Here is a 15781-nt window from a genome sequence, read left to right on the forward strand (position 1 = left end):
CCGTTAAAAGCGTTCCGTCTTATACCATTTGGTTTGGCGCTTGCCAGTGACCTTATCCCTTAACATCTCTAACAACGCGACGATTGAAACTACAATAAACAGCTGAGCGTACGTAAAGTAAGCCATCACCGTGTGCACAAAATTAGTGACCGTCGCCTGGCCGTAATCACTTGCCAAGGCAATGTTCATTTGCAACAAATACAGATAAAACATCAACAACCAGTTGATCCCAAACACGATGGCGAGTGGTGTCTCCAAAGAAACGAGCGGGTTGAGCTGCGGCCACCAGATACTAGCCAGCGCTAAGGCCGTGTTCGTCACAAACAAGATGTTTGAAACGATGATAGCAACGCTAAACCACAAGTAGACGCAGACGTAGTACAGAATTTCCAATTTGACCCGCCACGGTGTGCGGTCAAATAAGTAGCGCAAGTTACTAAAAATCACTTCGTAGTTCCCACGGGCCCACCGTTTACGCTGATGATAGTAGGTAAACAGCGTCTCGGGCTCTTGCTGAAAAGCTTCGGAGCGGTGCGCCAGCGCAATCAGCTTACCCGATCGCATGAGCCGAAATGATAACGCCGTGTCTTCCGTGAGGGCCCCGTTATTCCAGCCCCCCAACTCACGCACGACCTGCGTTTTGATAATAAAGTTCGTCCCCGGGATCCGGCCAATCTTAAACAACTGCCACATACCGGTATGTTGAATGCGCTGCGTGTTCACGATTTCTAAGTGAATACACCGCGTCAAAAAGTTCTGCTGGTAATTCCGGGTTTTGTTGCGGCCAAACACCGCCGCGTAGCGTTCAGGGTCTTCTAAACCTTTCTGAATTAAGAAGTAGAGTGCGTTCACTTCTGGCGCCGCATCCGCATCGTACACACACAAGTATTCACCGTGTGCGATTTTCAAGGCGTCGTTTAAGACCCCGGCCTTGCCACCCGTCCCCGTTCGTTCAATCACTTGTAAGTCACGTCCCGCAAATTCTGGTGTTGCTTTTAACTTACGAACCTGTACCGCGGTCTGATCCTGACAATTATCCGCGTAAACGAGGACTTCGACCCGTTTTGCCGGATAATTCAAGTTAAGAATGGCGCGGACGGTTGCCTGAATCACCAATTCTTCATTATGGGCTGGAACAACGATGGTCACGCTGGGCGTCCGTTTTAAAGGCGCCAACGTGGCCGAGTTATTCTGCTTCAATTGCTTAAAAATAAACCAAACACCGCCAATTAACGTCATCACGGTCACCGTTACGGATAACCAAATTGAGAGAATCGCAATGATGTATAACGTATTAATCACAGCGGCGGTCCTCCTTGTTGAACCGGTGGACGGTCAGTCTAAAAATCCGCCACCAACACAGCCCGAGGGTAATTACCGTCAAAGCTAAGAGAACTGTCACAATCGTACACATGGGCATAACCCACAGGCAGTTTTCTAATTCCATATTCATTCGTTGTTTCTCCTATAAATACTCTCTGGCAATATCAGTTTCCGCGTTCCGTTCCAGTTGTGCCAACGCTTTGGTAGCATTACATTCCCGTACCATGTGCTGCGTTGAATAGGTGACTTGACCGACTCGCAAAATAAGCGCATTGCTTTCCAACCCGATTCCCCCCGCAACTTTTGCGACGTTCGCCTTGAACTTATGTCGCATCGTTGGCGCATTAGCGCGGCTGAGCATCGGTGACAAGATGATGAACTTTCCGGCGCCCAAGTAATACAACTGGTCTTCCGCGTAACGTGACTCATCCAAGTGTTTAGCCATTGCTCGCAGTAGCGCGTTAAACTGCTGGTTACCTAAATAGTTGACGACGTTTTCCAAGAAATCGATCTTGACCATCGTTAACGTAAAACGGTAATTCCGCTCATGGTGCCAGACTAGCTTCATTTCACGGTTAACCGCGGTATTTAGCGCGTGTTTATTTTGTGCTCCGGTAATGAGTTCCAAGTCCGGTTTGGCACGTTCTAAATCACTCAGGGTTGCCGCCAGCGCCTTACGTTTCAATAAATGGTGGTCTAACAAGAACGTTAAGTAGGTCGTTAGCGGCGTAATCGTTAATAGCGCGATTGCGGCCCACAGATACATTTCTCGGGTATAGGGCATGACCAGCATTAATCCGCCGGCACTCATCCCAACAAACGACAGCATACCACCCAAAATAATGTAAGTTGACCGTCCTAACAATAGGCCGATGCCAAAAGTTCCCGCGACGACCGCAAAGTTGAGCCAAGACCCATTGATGACACTAAAATATAGTAACGTGTACTGATACGCCAAAACGGCGAGTATCCCCATAAAAACAACGTTATCAATCATTTGATGCTTCATATTGTAAATCCCCCATAGTGATGATTAGCTTTCCTAACGAAGCTTGCGTAAACTTAAGTAATACAAGCCGCCGACCACGCCGGCACCGCCAATAATATTGCCTAAATAGACTGGTATGATGTTGGTCACGAACTGCCCCCAGGTCGCGCCACCCTCAAAAATCGCTGCTGGAATCAAAAAGCAATTGGCAATACTATGTTGAAATCCAATGGCAACGAAGGCCATGATTGGTAACCAGATGCCAAGCATCTTACCGGCACCGTCCTTAGCAGCCATTGCCAACCAAACAGAAATCCCAACCAGCCAGTTACAGCCGACCCCTGAAACGAGGCTCGCCCAAAACGGCATGGTGATTTTCGACTGTGCCATGGCAATCACCGTCGCTTGGACGGGTTGCGCATGCGTTAAACCGGTGACGTGGCCTAAAAAGAATGCCACGCACGCGGCCCCAATAAAGTTCATAATTGTAATTTCTAATAAGTTCACTAAAAAATCACGCCAGCTAACCTTGTGATCGTAAGCCGATAAACTGACGACCATCATGTTGCCAGTCACCAACTCCCCGCCCATGAGCAGAATCACAATGAGACCTAACGGGAAGACCCCCGCACCAAGAACCGGTGCAAAACTCGCCCAGGCTTTCGGCACGGCGGCCACCACCCGAACATCAGCGAGAAAGCCGAGCGCAATCAGCGCCCCACCAAAGAATCCTAGAATTAACTTAGCACCTATCGCTAACTTAACTTTCGCTTGTCCCTTATCAATTGCCTGTGTGATCACTTCATCTGAACCAAACACGACTTCCGCCTCCTTTTAATCTTACTGTCGCTTGTTACGGACATTATACTGGATAATTCACTTTATTTTATTAAAAAAATAACATTTGTTAAAAAAGTCACAAGATAACGTAAAAAAAGGATTCGGATAAAACTCAAAGAGCCATTCAGAAATATGATATTTCTGAATGGCTCTTCCTATTATTATGGTCAAAACGTGCGCCAAAAGGCAATTTGTTCCGCTTAATCCGAAATCAGCGACCATTCCAAACCCAGGAATAATCGCTGATTTCACGTTAATGATCGCAAACTGACCGCCTTTTGTCACACTCTTATTCTTATGCTAATTTTTTATCTAAAATTCGTGACAATACGGATAGCGCGTAACAAATGACGAAGTACATCAACGCAATCATAACAAACATTGGAATGATGTAAGCCGTATTTTGACCGTAAATGATTTGCGCATGATTTAACAATTCCGGCAAAACAATGATGGTTGCCAGCGATGTATCTTTAATTAATGAGATAAATTGACTAACAATCGTTGGGATTGTCTTCTTGATAGCTTGGGGGAAAATAATGTGCCATAACGCCTGAACGTAAGTCATCCCGTTTGCACGCGCCCCTTCCATCTGACCGTAATCAACAGCCAAAATTCCGGAGCGAACGATTTCCGCAAGCATGGCCGATTCAAAGATCGTCATGGCGAGGATCGTTGCGAATAGGATCCCCGGTTTAAAGCCCAAGTGCGGTAACCCAAAGTACGTAAAGAAGATAATCAAAATTAACGGTAAGTTGCGGACCATGTCAACAACGAAACCGATGACCGCGGATAAATACTTAATTTTAACGTAGCGTAACACGCCGAGAATTGACCCGATAATAAAGCTAGCAATGATGGAGACCACGGAAACTTCCACGGTCACCCAGAGGCCTTCGAGCAAGAAACGGATGTTAACCCACGAATAGGCTTGAATAAAATTTTGCATGCTGAATGCCCCCTTTAATTTGCGAGCCGTTTTTCAAGGTGCCGCATGTAATAGCTCAGCGGCAGCGTGATAACAAGGTAAAAGACCCCGACGACCATGTAACTATTGATCGTATCGAGTGACAGTGACGCAATCGAGTTGGCCTGATACATCAGATCAAAACCAGCGACGAACGCGAGCACCGACGAGTTCTTAACCAAGTTAATGAACTGATTTCCTAGCGGCGGGATGATAATTTTGAAAGCTTGCGGCAACACGATTTTACTCATGGCTTGCCAGTACGTCATCCCGTTAGCACGGGCGCCTTCCATCTGTCCCGGATCAACCGACTGAATCCCCGCACGGACCGTTTCAGCGATGAAAGACGACGTGTAGATGGTTAACCCAATCGTCCCAGCCGTAAAACCATCAATTTTTGCGACGTACAGTGGGATGATTACATAAAAGAACATCGCAATCACCAGTAACGGAATGTTTCGGAAGATTTCAATGTAAACCCGGCCGATGACGCGCATCGCCTTATTCGGCAACACTTCAAAAATGGCAAACATCGTCCCGATGATGGTACTAAAGACCAGTGCAATGACGCTGGACAACAACGTATAGCCGATTCCTTGAACCAGTTCAGACCAGTAATGCGTTACGATATAGATCATTAGCGCGCCGCCTCCTTATAGTCAAAGCCGGGCACGTTGCCAAACCACTTCTTTAAGATGCGGTTATAAGTGCCGTCCGCTTCGATTTCTTTTAGGGCTTTATTCACTTCCGCTTTAAAGTCCCCTTGTCCCTTATTGATTGCAATCCCGTAAGGTTCCTTCGTAAAGGCGCCCCCGACCACTTGGTAGCCAGGATTTTGCGTCGCCATCCCGTAAAGGATCCCGTTATCCGTGGTCAACGCGGCGCCTTGTCCAGACTTCAATGCCGTCATGGCCTGCGCGTAATCGGATAATTCCAACACCCGGGCTTTGGGTGCAAACTTCTTAATGTTAGCCACCGAGTTTGCCCCGGTCACCCCGAGAACCTTAGTCCCAGGTTTGTTCAGATCTTTCACAGATTTGATGCTGCTGCCCTCCTTAACCAGTAAGGACTGGCCCGCGTCAAAGTACGATTGTGAGAAATCAACCTGCTTTTCACGTTCGGGGGTAATCGTCATCGTCGCAATGATTGCGTCGATGTTCCCATTTTTTAACAATGGGATTCGGGTTTGACTGGTCACTTGGACAAACTTAGCGTGCCCGTTCTTGCCTAAAACGCGCTTAGTCACCGCTTTGGCAATATCCACGTCAAAGCCCTTAACCTGGTTGTCCTTCACGTCCATCAAGCCAAACAGCTTCGTATCCGCTTTGACGCCCCAAGTAATCGTGTTGTTCGCCCGGTCATTTTGTAAAACGTCTTGTTGAGACAACGACTTACGGGAACCGCACGCCGTTAGTACAATCACCAACAAACTAAGTATCCCGAGCGCACTCGTTATTCGTTTCAACTTTTTCATTCATATGCCTCCCCGCTTACTTAGTGTGCGATGATCTTGCTCAAGAATTGGCGGGCCCGTTCGTTAGCTGGTTGCCCGTCAAAGAAGGTTTCCTTGGCATCATCTTCCAAGATTTCGCCATCCGCCATGAAGATCACGCGGTCAGCCACTTCGCGGGCAAAGCCCATTTCATGGGTCACAACGAGCATGGTCATACTGGAATCCTCGGCGACCGACTTCATCACGTTCAACACGTCGTCAATCATTTCAGGATCAAGCGCCGACGTTGGTTCGTCGAATAACAGACACTTCGGCTTCATCGCAAGCGACCGCGCAATGGCAATCCGCTGTGACTGTCCACCTGAAAGTTGGCTCGGTAAGTTGTTCGCTTTATCAGCCAACCCGACACTGTCTAACAGCGCCATCGCCAATTTCTTATTTTCAGCTTCCGGCCGTTTTAACACTAACCGGGGAGCAATCATAATATTTTCTAATACCGTTTTATTAGCGTATAAATTAAAATGTTGAAAAACCATCCCGACATTTTTCCGAATCTTGTTCATATCGGTTTTCCGGTCCGCCAAGTCAAATCCATTGACTAACAACTGTCCGGACTGAACCCGTTCCAAACCGTTGACGGTTCGAATCAAGGTACTCTTACCAGAACCAGAGGGGCCAATCAAAACAACTTTTTCACCCTCATTGATTGTTAAGTTAATATTCTTAAGGGCGTGAAAGTCACCATAATACTTTTCCACGTTGTGAAATTCGATCATTGACATCGTTGTCACCTTCGCTTTCTCTATCAGTCTTGGACTGACGAACAAGAATAATCGCATTAATACTAAAAGTTAAATAACCCTTATTCTTCGTTAATGCTATTTAAATAGTTTAATACATAATTAGTAAATCTGTCAAAAACCATACTTTTATTGTTCGCTATAGCCAAAATAGTGGGATAGTTTCCAAACTATTTCAGTTAAAATAACTCATTTTTCATCTTTATTCTGAATAAGGCTCCTTTTTCAGCGTAGATTGTTCGGAATTCAAAGCAAAAAAGCGACTGCAAAAATTTTAAATTTTGCAGCCGCTTACTAAAAACTTTATTTTAATGTCCTACCCTCATGACAACGCCCACCCTCGTCATGCGACTTTATTTCTGCTTTGATTTTTCATAAATGATAACGCCAATATAACCAACCAGCATTAACATTAAAATACCCCATAAGGCGTACGCGGTCATATCCACGATAGCTGGACGCGCAAACCACACCACGGCTAGACCTAATTTAATTGGTAACATGTTAATCCTTGCTTTCTTGATGTTTAGCCATAGTCTAACCGTTTACGGCGTCCCCTAAAAGCACTGCTAACTTAGCGTTTTCTGAAAAATTCTCATTTTAGTCATTTAACTAATTATTAACCCTTTAGTCCCAGTTTCTTTACTTTTGATGGTTAGACTGCAGTTAATAACCATCACCGATAACCTTTTAAGGAGGTCCGCATATGTTACTCGACCAAAAAACAACGATTACTAACATTATTGCCGCTCAAATTTTTAAAGTGTTCTATCCCTTCGTCATCGCACGAACTGAAAATGGTACCTATCTTCAACTAAAACTCTCTGCTAGTGAACGACGCGATCCCCTGTTTTGGGACGAACTCCGCAGTATCTTACAAGCTAAACTCTGGGTCCCCGTCGGCCGCCACTACCACCAATTGCTAGACAACGGCTGGTTAGCCCCAACTCCCATTTCATAAATCGACTATCCGCATTACTAAAAAAGCGCATCCCTAGATTTTAGGAATGCGCTTTTTGTGCCCACAATCGAGATTATTTAATAACGACGCTTAAAAAGCGTGGTCGGTCGGTTGACCCTTCAAAATGGCGAGAACGTCATTCAAACTGATGTCGACCATGTTCTTAACGGCTAAGTTCGTGTAGAACCCAACGTGTGGCGTGATCATGACGTTTGGCATCTGCATGAGTTGTGCAACGTTAGTATCTTGTAAAACTTCACCTTGGTGGTTCTGGTTGAATAACGCGGCTTCGCCCTCAACGGTATCCAAGGCTGCCCCGGCAATTTCTCCCGCCTTCAAAGCATCAACTAAGTCCCCCGTTACAATAACGGGCCCACGGGACGCATTGATGATGAAAGCATCGTTTTTCATCAGCTTCAAAGCTGCGGCATCGATCAACCCTTTTGACGTTTCGTTGAGGTCCACGTGTAAGTCAACCACGTCAGCTTGCTTCAACAAGTCTTCCTTCGTATCAACGTAAGTCAAAACGTCTTCTAATTCTGGATGACGGACGACGTCGTAGGCAATCACTTTAGCGCCTAACCCGTGGAATAACCGGGCAGCGGTCCCACCGATCCGGCCAGCGCCGATAATTCCCACCGTTAAGGAGCGAATTTCACGGGCTTGTAAGCCGGCCCACTGGAAGTTTTGTTGGCCTAAGCGGCTGTCAAAGAGCTCCAAGTTACGAATCAAACGCATCGTTTGCGCAACTGACATTTCAGCAACTGAGTTTGGCGAGTAAGCTGGGACGTTCGTCACCGTCAGGCCGGCCTTCTTGGCAGCGGGAATATCAATCGTATCCACGCCGGCCGTCCGACTCGTCAGCTGTTTAAGGCCCATATCGGCGAGCTTTTGGTAAACGCTAGGATCGTCACCAATCGCACTTCGTTGCTGAATAACGACCCCGTCGTAACCCCTCGCAAGTTCCGCCGTATCCGGATGGAATTCTAAATCATTGGTATCGACTTGGACGTGGTTACTTTCAGCCCACGCCTTAATCGCTGCTTCTTCATCGTCACGAACACTGAACATTAAAATTTTCATACTTATTTTTCCTCCGCTGCTTTCTTACCGACGTATTCACCGATGCGTTCGACCGCCGTCTTCAAATTGTCCATTGAAGCCGCGTAACTGATCCGCACGTAGCCTTCCCCACCAGGACCAAATGAGCTTCCTGGAATCAAGGCAACCCGGGCTTCGTGCGCTAACTCACGGCAGAAGGCCATGCTATCTTGCGGCAAGCCCGCTGGGATTTTACTGAACAGGTAGAAAGCCCCTTCTGGCTTGGCGGATTCGAACCCGAGCTTGTTTAACGCGTCGTATAAGTAGTCGCGCCGTGCTTGGTATTCTTTCTTCATTGCTTGCGCGTCATCCATCCCGTTGCTCAACGCTTCAGCGGCTGCGGCTTGCGCATTTGTTGTCGTCGACGTAACTGTGAATTGATGGATTTTGCCGAGTTGCGCCGTAATCGCTTTTGGCGCGCACATGATCCCAATGCGCCAGCCGGTCATCGCGTGAGACTTCGACACCCCGTTGAGTAAAATCGTTTGTTCTGGCAAGTAGCGCGCAATCGACACGTGGGTCGCGCCGTATGTCAATTCGCTGTAAATTTCGTCAGATAAAACGAAGATCGGTTTGTCTGCCAACACGGCAGCTAAAGCCCTTAAATCATCCTCACGGTAAGTGACCCCAGTTGGGTTGGATGGGAAGTTCAAAACGACCGCCTTCGTCTTAGGATGAGCTGCTAACGTTTCCTTCAACATCTCTGGTGAAAGCACGAAGCCGTTTTTGGACGTATCCATGAAGACTGGCGTTGCGCCGTTTAACTTCGCAATCGCAATGTAGAGTGGGAAAATTGGGGTTGGAATCAAGACTTCGTCACCGGGGTTCAAAATTGAACTCAGTGCGGTGTAGATTCCACCAGTGGCACCAGCGGTAATGATAACTTCACTAGCTGGATCGTAGTGAACGTCGTACTTCTTGGCTAAGAAATTAGCCGCCGCTTCGCGTAACGCTGGCGTCCCGTTTGATGGGGCGTAGTGGCTCTCATTGTTTTCGATACTCTGAATCGCCGCCTGCTTCACGTGTTCTGGCGTATCGAAGTCAGGTTCGCCAAGGGTTAAGCGAACAATTCCCGGAATGTTGGCGATTTCCGCGTTAAAAGCTAAGATATCGGATGGCTGGATGGCTGCGATTTCATGATTCATATTTTGAACTAATGTTTCTGAACTAATTGACATATTGGTTCCTCCCGTTTGTTTAAAAGTTGGTGCGAGCGTCGCGTGGGTGGCATTCGGTTGCGTCAAAAAAGACGCACCCTTTGAAAATTCAAAGGGTGCGCCACTAAAAAACACTTATTTAGCCACCCTTGGAATTTTCAAACATCCATGGGCGCCGTTTAATCACAAAAAGCTTTTGGCAACCGCATCGATGCAAACATCGAGTCCGTGTTTGCACCTAAGCAGCGGGCACAAACACTAGCGAAAATACCAAAAGTAAAAGCTAGTTGAATTTTTTATGTGACTTAACGGTAATGACATATCATTAGCTCCTCATCAATTATTAATCTAACTATAACCATTCAAAGAATCTCTGTCAATAGGTAATTTGCTATACTAGAGACAGATGACTTTGAAGGGATGATGCATTTTGACTTACCAAGCACTGATGTTTGATATTGACGGCACCTTGACCAACAGTCTACCAGCGTACACGCGGGTCATGCGCCAAGTTTTGAAGGAATACGGGCTCAGCTTCAACGAGGAACAAGCCCAGCGGACCTTTCCCATGGCCGCCGAACAAGCCATGGCGGACCTCGGCGTCGCCGCTGACGAGTTTGACCATTTCCAAGCTCGTTACGAAGCCGTTATGGCGGATCACTTCCAGGATATTCAACTCTATCCTGGAATCGAACACTTGATCACTACGCTACCAGCATCCGTTAAACTCGGAATTGTGACGTCACAACGGCGCAACGAATTGGAAGCTGGCATGCAGCCCCACCAAGCGATGATGACTAAGATGGCCGTCACGATTGGGGCCGATGATACGCCAAAACGAAAACCCGACCCGCTACCCTTGCTGACCGCGTTAGAACGCGTTCACGTAGCGCCCGAAAATGCTTTGTTCATCGGGGATTCGCTTAGTGACGAACAGACGGCTAAAGCCGCCAACGTTGACTTTGGTTTAGCCGTTTGGGGGATGGACCCCAACGCCGACCATCAACAAGTCGCTCACCGCTTTGCCCATCCTGACGACATTGGTCGATTATTTAAAAATTAAATTCAGATGATAAAAATGCAGCACAGAAATTTCAAAATTTCTGTGCTGCATTTTTTGTTTAAAGCCGACTAATATAGGGCCATCCCAAGCCGTCCATAAAACGTCGGCGTGATCCAGCATCTTTTGTAATCGCGGTAAATCAAAAAGAAAGCCATGATAACTAGTATCACAGCTTTCTTGCTTAATAACATCTATTTTAACTTTCACGATCCTCGTACGCCACTTGAGCCGTCACTTGGTAATCGCCCGCTTGTTCGATGGTCGAATTGCGCCCCGCAATTTTTTCCATCCCACCGGTGATCACCGTTGACGCCAAGTACAACTTGTAGTCTTCATGGGCATCGTGGACGTCGGTCAACCCAACCCGTTTAATGTGTCCAACGGGCTTTTGATCCATCTGGTTAATCCCCGCGTAAATCACTAAGTGGTGGTTTTCTAATTTCAATTGTGAAAAGGGAATCTGGATGCCTTGTCCAATTGCGTAGACCGAGTCACCCGTTGCCTGTGCCTGTTGCATGATTTCTTTATCGCTTAAGCCACCGTAATCTAACCGGACAATGTTCGCCGCTTGTAACTGATCAACGATCTGATGAACGTTATCCTGTTCCGCGCGTGACGTCTTGACGGTTGCAGGTAACAGCTCCTGACCATCAAAAATCCCGTTAGCTGGAATATACGGTTGCTGCTGATTTTGTTGGCCATTTTTCTCCGCTGCCAGCGCCTCTTTAGGTTTACCACCTAGTAGCTTCTCAATTTTCGGTGATAAATCATACTTAGCCGTCTTATTGGTAAAGTAATAGAGCACGTTTAACACGATGAAGTAAATCAACACCAAAAAGACCAGCATGTAGAGCAGGCCACGTAACCAAGCCCCATTTTGCATCAAGCGAATTGCAACGTAACCCAAGTAAAGGTTCCCGGCAATCCCAATCGCAATATAAATCTGGTTCTTAATTTTAAGGTTGACGTTGACGTAACCCAGCGCGTGGTTGATCATATCTAAAATACTAAACATTCACTATTCGCCCCCGTCGCTAGTCGTATCATCCGCAGATTCCGTCGTTGTTGCCGAACTAGACTGCGTCGTACTTGATGATTCTGATGAATTATCATCATCATTATTAGCCGAGCTACTGTGTGCCTTGGACGAACTGTTGTGGGTCGTTGTTTGACTAGAACTAGCCGCCGAGCTACTGCTCTCATCCGTCGTTGAACTACTATCGCTCTGTTCTTCACTGCTAGAACTTGAACTTTGATCATCGCTGGATGAATCGCTGCTGGACTTGTCCGATGCATCCTTATCACTAGAACTCTGATCATCAGGTTTATTTTTATCGCTATTATCAGAAGACGATGTGACAACGCGACTTGTACTACTTGCCGCCGCACCGTTCACCGTATGAGTCGTTTTATTGACCACCACGTTTGTGGCACCAAGCGCTAATACAATTGATACGATTGCAAATGGTGAAATAAAGGGAGGTGTTCGATATGCCATCAATGTCATTCCTTTCTAATTATGCCGTTTGTTATCTCAAATAATAATTAAACCATGGACTGGCCAAGAATGCACTCATTCCGCCACAAATTAATAAACTCTTTACGATACTAAGCCTTAAACTCGCTTTGCCATGTCGTTTTCATTCTCAACGGTACTTGTACCATATTCTCACGTCAGTTGTTAACCGGCAAATCCAATGCTAGTAGACAACAAAATCTCCCTCAGAACTATCGCTAGTTTCTGAAGGAGATTTTTAATTTAATCTACTTGTCGTTAGTCGACCGCTAATTTAGCCGTACAGTCTGCGCACAGCCCGTAGAGTTCAATCCGGTGCCCGGTAATCGTACAACCAGGGAGTTGGGCTTCAAACGCATCCAGCGGACAAGCTTCTAATTCCTGCACCTTACCGCAGTTGGAACAAATAAAGTGGTGATGATGCTGGTGCTTGAAATCACACTGGTACTTCACCAATGTCTGGTTCGCCTGGGCCTTTAATTCCAATAACCCGAGTGTTTCAAATTCCTTCACGTTGCGGTAAATTGTATTGTGACTCATTCCAGGAAACAACGTGCGCATGTGCTCGTCTACTTCCGAAATGGCAACGTAGTGATCTTTGTAAGTGACCAAATAGTCTATCAGTGCCTGCCGCTGCTTGGTGATTTTCAGCTGATTGCGGCGTAAAATCGCCACGGCCTGTTCAATTGTTGTGTCCATGCGGCGCAACACCTCCCATTAGTTACTGAAACGGCATTAAAAGCATGCCGTCAGTTTCTAAATCATAATCATTACTATTTAGTTTAGCATAGCTATTCGGGAAAGTGAATTAATTTACCGGTCCATCGGCCATTTGATAGTGCCGCACAAGCGCGTCTAGCTTTTGCTTCGTTACTTGCCAATCGTCGTTCACTATCGCAGTCGCGTGTCCCACCAGCCCAGCCGGCAATTCTTGGTCACGACGATATTCGTTACTAGCGACCCGTTTTTTGATCCGAGCGGGATGGTCGCCGCGTTTAGTCAACCGTTCCACTAACGCCCCCTGATCCGGGACTTCTAAGTAAATGATGACGGCCTGTTCGCCTAACTCCCGAGCATACGTAATCGCCCCCGCCGTGTCCAACACAATACTAATGAATGGGGACTTGGCCCACGCTGCCGCTAGCCCTTCGCGTGAAGACCCGTATTGATTACCGCTATAAGTCACGTGCTCCAAATAATGCTTCGTTGCAAAACTAGTCGGGGTTTCAAAATAGTAGTCCCGCCCATCAACTTCGCCGTCGCGCGGGGCCCGGGTCGTATGGGTGATTACCTGGGGCACACCGTAGTGGTCCTTTAAATAATGGCTCACCGTTGTTTTGCCACTTCCCGTGGGTCCAGTAATCACAAAAATTCGTTTGGACGTCATGTTTATCTCCTTATAAATGTGTCGTATGTAAAGCTTTTCATTTGCGTTATATCAATAATAATAGTATGATATACAAATTGTAAGGTTCAAAGATGATGAAAGCATCTCGTAGCATAACCAAACAATTTTCATGAAGGGAGTTTTGTCAAATGAAATTTCAAACAACGAACAGCTGGTTCAGCATTGTGTTAGATACACAACGCCAATTATTTGTTGCAACTGACAAACTTCATCCAGAATTGTCCGCTGAAGGCGTAACAATCGAAGATGCAGTTGCAAACTTGGAAGTTCAAGCCTAACGTCAATAATTAATTTTAAAAAAATAGTTTTAACGTTTAGTTTAAAAATTACTGGTGCCCGTTTATGCGACGGTACCAGTAATTTTTTTGTCTTTTTTTGACTAAAAGCCTTTAACTAGCCTTTGTTGTCTTGCGCTTCGATGTAGTCATTGGCCTGATCCAACATCTTTTTTAGATTATCATAAGTTAGTCGTTTACGTGCCGTGGCGTAATCGAACCAACCGACCGCACTGATTTCCACTTTTTGACGCGTTACCGCTACACCAGTCGGCACTTGGCTGACAAACAAGGTCACTTGCTTCAAGTTTCCGTTTGGTAAGGCGTATTCGGTATAAGCCTTAAAATTCGTATCCAGTTGAACGTCTAACTGAGTCTCCTCGCGAATTTCGCGTTGAGCGGTCTCCGCTAACGTTTCGTTGCCTTCCAAGTGACCCTTGGGAAAGCCCCAAAAATCACTGGTAGCACTTTGCAATAATAAATAGGCAGGATGGCCATCTTTTTGCTGATAAACCACAGCCCCACTCGCTACTTCTGTACTCATCAAATGTTCCTGCTATGCAAAATATGGAGAAATATAGAAAAACATTACTGATTTCTATTTTTAGAAAGATTACATATTTCCTTTCTTGATTTTTGCTTGCTGCCGTTATCACGCCAGTATTCCGATATTCCACCAGGGAGTAATCACATTGACCAACTATGACAGCTTAAGGGCTTTAGCCAGCCCCGTTAAATTATTATTTTTTAGATTAAATCTAATAAGTTGGCAACAGCATTCTCGTCACGATCCAGTATTGCGCCACAGCTATAACAAACATATTCACTATGCTTAGTCCGATGTGTTACATTGCCTTGTAGCGTAATTTTGTCGGCTCCAACTTTGATGTGACCACACTTTGAACAACGCTGTGTTGAAGGATACTCGTGATCTGCCAGAATAAGCTCTTTACCATACCAGTCGCACTTATAACTTAATATTTGCCGAAAGTAACCAAACATTGACCGTTGTAAGCCCTTAGAAGCAACGTGACTCATCTGCATCTCCTTAACGGATAAGTCTTCAATCACGATTTTATCGTAATTATTGACCAGCTGTGTCGTGAACTTTTGCATGATATCATGCTGGATGTTGGCAACTTTACGATAATCACGCTGCAATTTGGTTCTCATTGCACCGTAACGACTGCCCTTAGTTGCTTTATTACCATCCACAACTCGCTTATGAGATAACTGCTTTTGGTAAAAATTGATGCGCTGATACAACTTACGTAACCGTTTCGGCAAGGTATCAACAATACCAACAGTGTAGTTTAAATGGCCAACATTCACATCAACAGCTGAATTATCACCAGTTTGTGGCTTGTCATCAAGTTCAACCTCAAAGGGAAGACTGGCCCAGTATTTCCCATTTTCACGATAAATACTGACCACCTTCAGTGTGCCTGACAAATCAGTATGTTTGCTAATCCTGATGTCATACCAATCTTTAACGCCACGTGGCTTATCCAATCGAAGTTTGCCCGCGACAATTTTAGCCCGGTCGGTTTTAAAACCTTGACGCGCAGCCTTTTTTGATTTGAACGCCGGTTTACCCCAGTCAGGCTGTGACTTATCAAAGAAGTTCTGCCAAGCTGTTCCTAAATCAGCAATTGCCAATTGTAAGGTACGCGCTGATAACACGTATTGCCAATCAGCTTTATTCGCGACCAATTCATTCCGAACTGAATAAGTACTAGGGCGAGGACTATCGGAATCAAGTGTATGCAAATCATACATGTCATTCCAGGTAGCCAATCCTTCATTCCAACAATACCTGCGATAATCACAAAGCCTATCGAGTACCTTTTTCATATGACGATTGGGATAAAGCCTTACTTTTTGTGTTCGGATCATCAGCATCATCACCACCCAAATTAGTGTTGTCTT

General features: G+C 46.0%; 19 protein-coding genes. 3 read left to right on the forward strand and 16 right to left on the reverse strand.

The features are described 5' to 3' along the window. Positions 1 to 3: 3 nt before the first annotated feature. From IV64_RS08085 to IV64_RS14365, 8 genes are all read right to left on the reverse strand, one after another. On the reverse strand, positions 4 to 1302 hold the full coding sequence (locus tag IV64_RS08085) for a glycosyltransferase family 2 protein (RefSeq protein WP_057706742.1): 1299 nt from the start codon (positions 1300 to 1302) through the stop codon (positions 4 to 6). Between the two features lie 163 nt (positions 1303 to 1465). Beyond that, complete coding sequence (locus IV64_RS08090; protein ID WP_057706743.1) at positions 1466 to 2332, reverse strand: diguanylate cyclase domain-containing protein; 867 nt, start codon at positions 2330 to 2332, stop codon at positions 1466 to 1468. A gap of 33 nt (positions 2333 to 2365) precedes the next feature. After that, the gene (locus IV64_RS08095; protein ID WP_057706744.1) at positions 2366 to 3130 is read right to left on the reverse strand and encodes a formate/nitrite transporter family protein; all 765 of its coding nucleotides are present in this window, start codon (positions 3128 to 3130) and stop codon (positions 2366 to 2368) included. Between the two features lie 316 nt (positions 3131 to 3446). After that, complete coding sequence (locus tag IV64_RS08100) at positions 3447 to 4100, reverse strand: amino acid ABC transporter permease (RefSeq protein ID WP_057706745.1); 654 nt, start codon at positions 4098 to 4100, stop codon at positions 3447 to 3449. Between the two features lie 14 nt (positions 4101 to 4114). After that, entirely contained in the window at positions 4115 to 4756 is a 642-nt protein-coding gene (locus IV64_RS08105) for an amino acid ABC transporter permease (RefSeq protein WP_057706746.1), read from the reverse strand. Further along, on the reverse strand, positions 4756 to 5592 hold the full coding sequence (locus IV64_RS08110; RefSeq protein ID WP_057706747.1) for a transporter substrate-binding domain-containing protein: 837 nt from the start codon (positions 5590 to 5592) through the stop codon (positions 4756 to 4758). Before IV64_RS08110 ends, IV64_RS08105 begins: the two co-directional genes overlap by 1 nt. A gap of 20 nt (positions 5593 to 5612) precedes the next feature. Next, positions 5613 to 6353, reverse strand: coding sequence for an amino acid ABC transporter ATP-binding protein (locus tag IV64_RS08115; RefSeq protein WP_057706748.1), 741 nt, complete (start codon positions 6351 to 6353; stop codon positions 5613 to 5615). 371 nt (positions 6354 to 6724) lie between these two features. Beyond that, positions 6725 to 6874, reverse strand: a complete 150-nt coding sequence (locus tag IV64_RS14365) for a hypothetical protein (RefSeq protein ID WP_157061104.1) — start codon at positions 6872 to 6874, stop codon at positions 6725 to 6727. 203 nt (positions 6875 to 7077) lie between these two features. Here IV64_RS14365 and IV64_RS08120 point away from each other — a divergent pair, with 203 nt between their 5' ends. Continuing rightward, a complete protein-coding gene (locus IV64_RS08120) occupies positions 7078 to 7332 on the forward strand; it encodes a hypothetical protein (protein WP_057706749.1) in 255 nt (84 codons plus the stop codon). Positions 7333 to 7422: 90 nt separating this feature from the next. Here the strand turns inward: IV64_RS08120 and IV64_RS08125 are convergent, their stop codons facing one another. Then, on the reverse strand, positions 7423 to 8415 hold the full coding sequence (locus IV64_RS08125) for a D-2-hydroxyacid dehydrogenase (protein WP_057706750.1): 993 nt from the start codon (positions 8413 to 8415) through the stop codon (positions 7423 to 7425). 2 nt (positions 8416 to 8417) lie between these two features. After that, positions 8418 to 9611, reverse strand: coding sequence for an aminotransferase class I/II-fold pyridoxal phosphate-dependent enzyme (locus IV64_RS08130; protein ID WP_083491622.1), 1194 nt, complete (start codon positions 9609 to 9611; stop codon positions 8418 to 8420). A gap of 409 nt (positions 9612 to 10020) precedes the next feature. Here IV64_RS08130 and IV64_RS08135 point away from each other — a divergent pair, with 409 nt between their 5' ends. Further along, positions 10021 to 10653, forward strand: coding sequence for an HAD family hydrolase (locus IV64_RS08135; RefSeq protein ID WP_057706751.1), 633 nt, complete (start codon positions 10021 to 10023; stop codon positions 10651 to 10653). 196 nt (positions 10654 to 10849) lie between these two features. Here IV64_RS08135 and IV64_RS08145 read toward each other — a convergent pair whose 3' ends face one another. The 4 genes from IV64_RS08145 to IV64_RS08160 form a co-directional block, all read right to left on the reverse strand. Further along, positions 10850 to 11668 (reverse strand): DUF6681 family protein, encoded by an 819-nt coding sequence (locus tag IV64_RS08145; protein WP_057706753.1) that lies wholly within the window; start codon positions 11666 to 11668, stop codon positions 10850 to 10852. Positions 11669 to 11671: 3 nt separating this feature from the next. Next, complete coding sequence (locus IV64_RS08150; protein ID WP_057706754.1) at positions 11672 to 12151, reverse strand: hypothetical protein; 480 nt, start codon at positions 12149 to 12151, stop codon at positions 11672 to 11674. Between the two features lie 276 nt (positions 12152 to 12427). Then, positions 12428 to 12868: a Fur family transcriptional regulator gene (locus IV64_RS08155; protein WP_057706755.1), complete on the reverse strand. Its 441-nt coding sequence runs from the start codon at positions 12866 to 12868 to the stop codon at positions 12428 to 12430. A 109-nt stretch (positions 12869 to 12977) separates the two neighbouring features. After that, positions 12978 to 13556: a guanylate kinase gene (locus IV64_RS08160; protein WP_057706756.1), complete on the reverse strand. Its 579-nt coding sequence runs from the start codon at positions 13554 to 13556 to the stop codon at positions 12978 to 12980. A 149-nt stretch (positions 13557 to 13705) separates the two neighbouring features. On the opposite strand from IV64_RS08160, the gene IV64_RS14555 reads away from it, so the two are divergent. Further along, positions 13706 to 13855: a hypothetical protein gene (locus tag IV64_RS14555; protein WP_157061106.1), complete on the forward strand. Its 150-nt coding sequence runs from the start codon at positions 13706 to 13708 to the stop codon at positions 13853 to 13855. 115 nt (positions 13856 to 13970) lie between these two features. Here IV64_RS14555 and IV64_RS08165 read toward each other — a convergent pair whose 3' ends face one another. Further along, on the reverse strand, positions 13971 to 14396 hold the full coding sequence (locus tag IV64_RS08165; RefSeq protein WP_057706757.1) for a bis(5'-nucleosyl)-tetraphosphatase: 426 nt from the start codon (positions 14394 to 14396) through the stop codon (positions 13971 to 13973). Positions 14397 to 14599: 203 nt separating this feature from the next. Continuing rightward, on the reverse strand, positions 14600 to 15748 hold the full coding sequence (locus tag IV64_RS08170; RefSeq protein WP_083491623.1) for an RNA-guided endonuclease InsQ/TnpB family protein: 1149 nt from the start codon (positions 15746 to 15748) through the stop codon (positions 14600 to 14602). Positions 15749 to 15781 lie beyond the last annotated feature (33 nt).

This window comes from Lactiplantibacillus xiangfangensis, from assembly GCF_001438845.1.
Taxonomy (GTDB): domain Bacteria; phylum Bacillota; class Bacilli; order Lactobacillales; family Lactobacillaceae; genus Lactiplantibacillus; species Lactiplantibacillus xiangfangensis.

Coding starts and splice junctions, on each gene's coding strand:
- IV64_RS08165 (WP_057706757.1), bottom strand. CDS start 14,396: ATGAGTACAGAAGTAGCGAGTGGGGCTGTGGTTTATCAGCAAAAAGAT.
- IV64_RS08130 (WP_083491622.1), bottom strand. CDS start 9,611: ATGTCAATTAGTTCAGAAACATTAGTTCAAAATATGAATCATGAAATC.
- IV64_RS08115 (WP_057706748.1), bottom strand. CDS start 6,353: ATGTCAATGATCGAATTTCACAACGTGGAAAAGTATTATGGTGACTTT.
- IV64_RS14365 (WP_157061104.1), bottom strand. CDS start 6,874: ATGTTACCAATTAAATTAGGTCTAGCCGTGGTGTGGTTTGCGCGTCCA.
- IV64_RS14555 (WP_157061106.1), top strand. CDS start 13,706: ATGAAATTTCAAACAACGAACAGCTGGTTCAGCATTGTGTTAGATACA.
- IV64_RS08145 (WP_057706753.1), bottom strand. CDS start 11,668: ATGTTTAGTATTTTAGATATGATCAACCACGCGCTGGGTTACGTCAAC.
- IV64_RS08170 (WP_083491623.1), bottom strand. CDS start 15,748: ATGATCCGAACACAAAAAGTAAGGCTTTATCCCAATCGTCATATGAAA.
- IV64_RS08120 (WP_057706749.1), top strand. CDS start 7,078: ATGTTACTCGACCAAAAAACAACGATTACTAACATTATTGCCGCTCAA.
- IV64_RS08125 (WP_057706750.1), bottom strand. CDS start 8,415: ATGAAAATTTTAATGTTCAGTGTTCGTGACGATGAAGAAGCAGCGATT.
- IV64_RS08110 (WP_057706747.1), bottom strand. CDS start 5,592: ATGAAAAAGTTGAAACGAATAACGAGTGCGCTCGGGATACTTAGTTTG.
- IV64_RS08160 (WP_057706756.1), bottom strand. CDS start 13,556: ATGACGTCCAAACGAATTTTTGTGATTACTGGACCCACGGGAAGTGGC.
- IV64_RS08100 (WP_057706745.1), bottom strand. CDS start 4,100: ATGCAAAATTTTATTCAAGCCTATTCGTGGGTTAACATCCGTTTCTTG.
- IV64_RS08155 (WP_057706755.1), bottom strand. CDS start 12,868: ATGGACACAACAATTGAACAGGCCGTGGCGATTTTACGCCGCAATCAG.
- IV64_RS08150 (WP_057706754.1), bottom strand. CDS start 12,151: ATGGCATATCGAACACCTCCCTTTATTTCACCATTTGCAATCGTATCA.
- IV64_RS08105 (WP_057706746.1), bottom strand. CDS start 4,756: ATGATCTATATCGTAACGCATTACTGGTCTGAACTGGTTCAAGGAATC.
- IV64_RS08090 (WP_057706743.1), bottom strand. CDS start 2,332: ATGAAGCATCAAATGATTGATAACGTTGTTTTTATGGGGATACTCGCC.